The 3880-nt window shown below is 36.0% G+C and carries 4 protein-coding genes; 1 reads left to right on the forward strand and 3 read right to left on the reverse strand.

Annotation, left to right across the window (positions count from 1 at the left end; translation table 11 throughout):
• Positions 1-198: 198 nt before the first annotated feature.
• The 3 genes from ACLIBH_RS14225 to ACLIBH_RS14235 all read right to left on the reverse strand — a co-directional run bounded on the left by ACLIBH_RS14225 (position 199) and on the right by ACLIBH_RS14235 (position 3017).
• Entirely contained in the window at positions 199-609 is a 411-nt protein-coding gene (locus ACLIBH_RS14225) for a YwpF family protein (protein ID WP_439317376.1), read from the reverse strand.
• A 102-nt stretch (positions 610-711) separates the two neighbouring features.
• On the reverse strand, positions 712-1725 hold the full coding sequence (gene moaA, locus ACLIBH_RS14230) for a GTP 3',8-cyclase MoaA (RefSeq protein WP_439317379.1): 1014 nt from the start codon (positions 1723-1725) through the stop codon (positions 712-714).
• Positions 1726-1754: 29 nt separating this feature from the next.
• Positions 1755-3017 carry a molybdopterin molybdotransferase MoeA gene (locus tag ACLIBH_RS14235; protein WP_439317377.1) on the reverse strand — a complete coding sequence of 421 codons (1263 nt, stop codon included), beginning with the start codon at positions 3015-3017 and terminating at the stop codon, positions 1755-1757.
• Positions 3018-3658: 641 nt separating this feature from the next.
• On the opposite strand from ACLIBH_RS14235, the gene ACLIBH_RS14240 reads away from it, so the two are divergent.
• Positions 3659-3811 (forward strand): hypothetical protein, encoded by a 153-nt coding sequence (locus ACLIBH_RS14240; protein ID WP_439317378.1) that lies wholly within the window; start codon positions 3659-3661, stop codon positions 3809-3811.
• Positions 3812-3880 lie beyond the last annotated feature (69 nt).

Below are 3880 nucleotides of genomic sequence, written 5' to 3' on the forward strand. Positions count from 1 at the left end.
TAAAGTATATTTCTGAAAATTTTAACTTTTGTTGATGGTTATCTCTGATTGTAAACCTGTGAGTAACCTCATAATTACATTTACAAATAAATAAGATCCGTGGTTTAAGCCACGGATCCCAAAGTATTGACGGTGTAATAACACCATATCTGCAAGAGACAATACCCCACTAAATAATTATTCTATGGTTTATCCTTCCTAAATCAATTCCTTAAACTTCTTCAACAACGAAGCACCTTGGTAGCCTTCTTCAATAATTGTTTGCAGCATTTCTTCGATTTTACTTTTTCGGACATCAACTACATGTCCTTGAAAAAGGACATTGATTCGTGTGTCATCGATTTCATTTATACCAATAATCGAGCTTATGAAAAATGCAGGCTCGTTCGTTTCTTTCGTAATTTTAACTTGAATCATAATTTCATCTTTGTTTTCTTTTAAATCTTGTAAAAAGCCCATATGTTCGCGGTCAAGATAAGCTTCAACTAGCCAGCCATGATTGTCTTCTCGATTAATGACTAGACCATCAATTAAAGGGATTGTTATTTGGGCCACTCCATCCTCTTTGTTTTCGACTATTTCCAAGCCTTTTAACTTAAATGTCTTCAATGTCACACACCCTTATTTTTAAATTTCATCATAAAACAGCTTTTATATTAAACTTATTATACGTTTTAACTTGCAGTACGCTAACAGCCGGTGCCTTTTATGTTATCCACCGATATATGACATTTCAATCTTTTTCCGATCCGCATGCTTTATAGCTCCACGTTCGTCTGAGTATCTATCTTTTCGCCTGCCCCATAAAGCAGCTAACACCTCTTTTAATTCCTCGTCTTTTATCCCATCTCGCAATTTCTGTTTTATGTCATACCCTTCCGATGCAAATAAACATGTATAGAGTTTTCCGTCTGCAGATAAGCGAATTCTCGTACAAGTTCCACAAAATGAATCCGTTACGGAAGATATTACTCCGATTTCTCCCGTTCCATCCTTATACTGAAATCGAGAGGCCACCTCTCCGTAATAATTCTCCTCCACAGCTTCCAATGGCATTTCCTTATGAATTGTGTTGACTATTTGTTGTTTGGATATGACGTTTTTTAAATCCCATGCATTATGATTGCCAACATCCATAAATTCGATGAATCGTAATATAATTCCTTTGTTTTTAAAATAGCGCGCCATAGGAACTATTTGACTATCATTCATCCCCTTTTTTACAACCATATTCACTTTAATTCCAAGTCCAGCTGTTTGAGCTGCTTCGATCCCTTTTAAAACAGGAAGCGTGCCTACACCTCTGCCATTTATCTTTTTAAACACGTCATCTTCAATTGCATCTAAGCTTATATTAACCCGTTCTAATCCAGCTGCTTTAAGTTTTTTTGCGTCTCTTGGTAAAAATATTGCGTTCGTTGTTAATGCGATATCGTCAATTCCAGAAATCGCTGTTAACTTAGCAATTAGTTGATCAAGATTCTTTCGCATTAACGGCTCTCCGCCTGTAAGCCTAATTTTGTTTACTCCGAGCTGTGCAAATTGTGTAGCGAGTCGCTCGATTTCATCAAATTCAAGTAACGCATTTGGTGACAAAAACGGATAGTCCGGTCCAAATATTTCTTTCGGCATACAATACGTACATCGTAAATTACATTGATCTATTACCGATATACGTAAATCTTTTAACAATCTTCCGTACTGGTCTTTAGCTGGACTTTCTATATAATTCAATTGCTCCGCCCTCCCTCTTTTTAGAATGCATGATGGCCGTCGGATTGCTCAAGCAACAATACGTCTACCTCTGACCCCCGCTTATACCCAGAAGTTCCCCCAGGTAATATCATTAGACTCGTTGTGTGTGCTAGTGAGCTAACGACATTTGATTTGTCCATACCGGCTAATTTAACATATACTTTTCCTTGCTCGTACGTAATATAGCTACGGACAAATCGTGTAAATGGGTTCGCTTTAGCTAAATCATCTGCCATTGTAGCTCTAATCCTTTGTAAGTATGGTTCTTTGCTAAAGAGCATATGGCGAATAATTGGCCGCGTAAACAACTCAAAGCCTACATAACATGCCGAAGGGTTTCCGGATAGACCAAACAATAATTTATCCTCTAATGCTGCTACTGTAGTAACACTACCAGGTCGCATTTTTACCTTATTAAATAGAACTTCCGCTCCTAATTTTTCATAAATAATTGGCATTAAATCAAAATCACCTACAGATACTCCTCCTGTTGTAATTACTACATCTACTTCTTTCAATACGTGTTTCATCAATTCATAGCTTGGCTCTATCTCATCCGCTAACGTTCCGTAATATTTATACGATGCACCTGCTCGATTAATTTGTGAACAAATCGTATATGCATTTGAGTTCCGAATTTTACCAGGCTGTAGTTCATCTTCTACGTCGAGTAATTCTGTTCCTGTTGCAATAACACCAATAATTGGTTTTTTTGCAACGCTAACCTTACTATATCCAAAAGTTGCAAGAAGTGCTTTTATGCCTGGATTTATCTTTGTTCCAGCAGCAATCAATTGTGTACCTTGCTTTACTTCTGAGCCTGTTTTAATAATATTTTGACCACTTATCATTTTATGATCAATCGATATATAGTGTTTGTTATATTGTTCAAAGGCTTGACACTTTTCAAACATTTCCACACAATCTGCACCATCCGGAATTTTCGCTCCGGTCATAAGGCGAATCGCTTGATTAGGTTGAATCGATTTTGTTGACACCTGTCCAGCTCCAATATGATCAATTACTTCAAGTTTTACCGGATAGTGTATAGAAGCTTTATTCGTATCGCTAGACCGGAAAGCAAAGCCATCATATGGTGATTTATCAAAGGAAGGTATGTGGTCTGTGGCGATAATTGGTTCAGCTAACCACCGATCATCACAGTCATGGAATGAAATGGTTTCTTTTTTCCCGTTTTGTTTATAACGCATTACCCTCTCTACTGCTTCTGCTACTTCTATCGGTTTCCGTATTTCAACCAATTATTATCGACCCTTTCTTTTTCTATCTCCCTGTAATCAATTTTGTTTAGCCTATCAATTATAAGATCCTTAACAACCAGTTTAACAAAAAAGCGCTAGAAATGATATTGACCCTTAAATGTAGTGGCTGTTAAGTATTTTGAGAGCTCCTCTCACCTTTTGATTTTGTTCATATTTGAATCAATTTAATAAGGTTAGCAAATGAAATCCGAATCTTCAAATTAGAGCGAAACACTTTCACTCTAGGTGATCACTTTCGCAGGCGGCTAAATTTAAAAGGAAGAATCTTTACAAAAGGGTGTTTTAATAACAACCAAATACACGAATCAATCTACATTTAAGTAAGATTAAAATGTTTACGGGGAGATAGTTACAATTTTCTTACAATCGCAATACAGCTTATTCGCATGTCTTGAGGACTTGAGAGGAATTTAGGGAGAGGCTACGGCGTTACCATATACTTCGCTATAAACTTAACAGTTATTAAATTGCGACCTGCAATACCTTTATAAGCTGATGTTCGTACTATCTTTTTGTTTCAAATACATAGCAAATGTTTTCACTTATTAATTACAGGGTAAGTACGTTATAGCAAAGCAGCAAACGATTTGTTAAAAATACAATTGCAAGGAGGCTATATTATGCAAGAAGATAAAGATATCGAAGTGAATCGAAAAGAGAAAAAATCAGACTCTAGTAAAGTAGGGGTAGCAATAATTAAATATATAACTTATTTAATTATCTTTTTTGGGATATTGTGGTTCTTAATAAATTATGTTTTCCCGATGTTTTAAATGGCATTTGTCACGTTAAATAATTATTGAGTAGATAAAAGTTAGACAGGTCTCTACAATTGGTTGAGC

Origin of the sequence: Virgibacillus sp. W0430, from assembly GCF_051846935.1 — a bacterium.
Lineage (GTDB): Bacteria > Bacillota > Bacilli > Bacillales > Amphibacillaceae > JBPYCR01.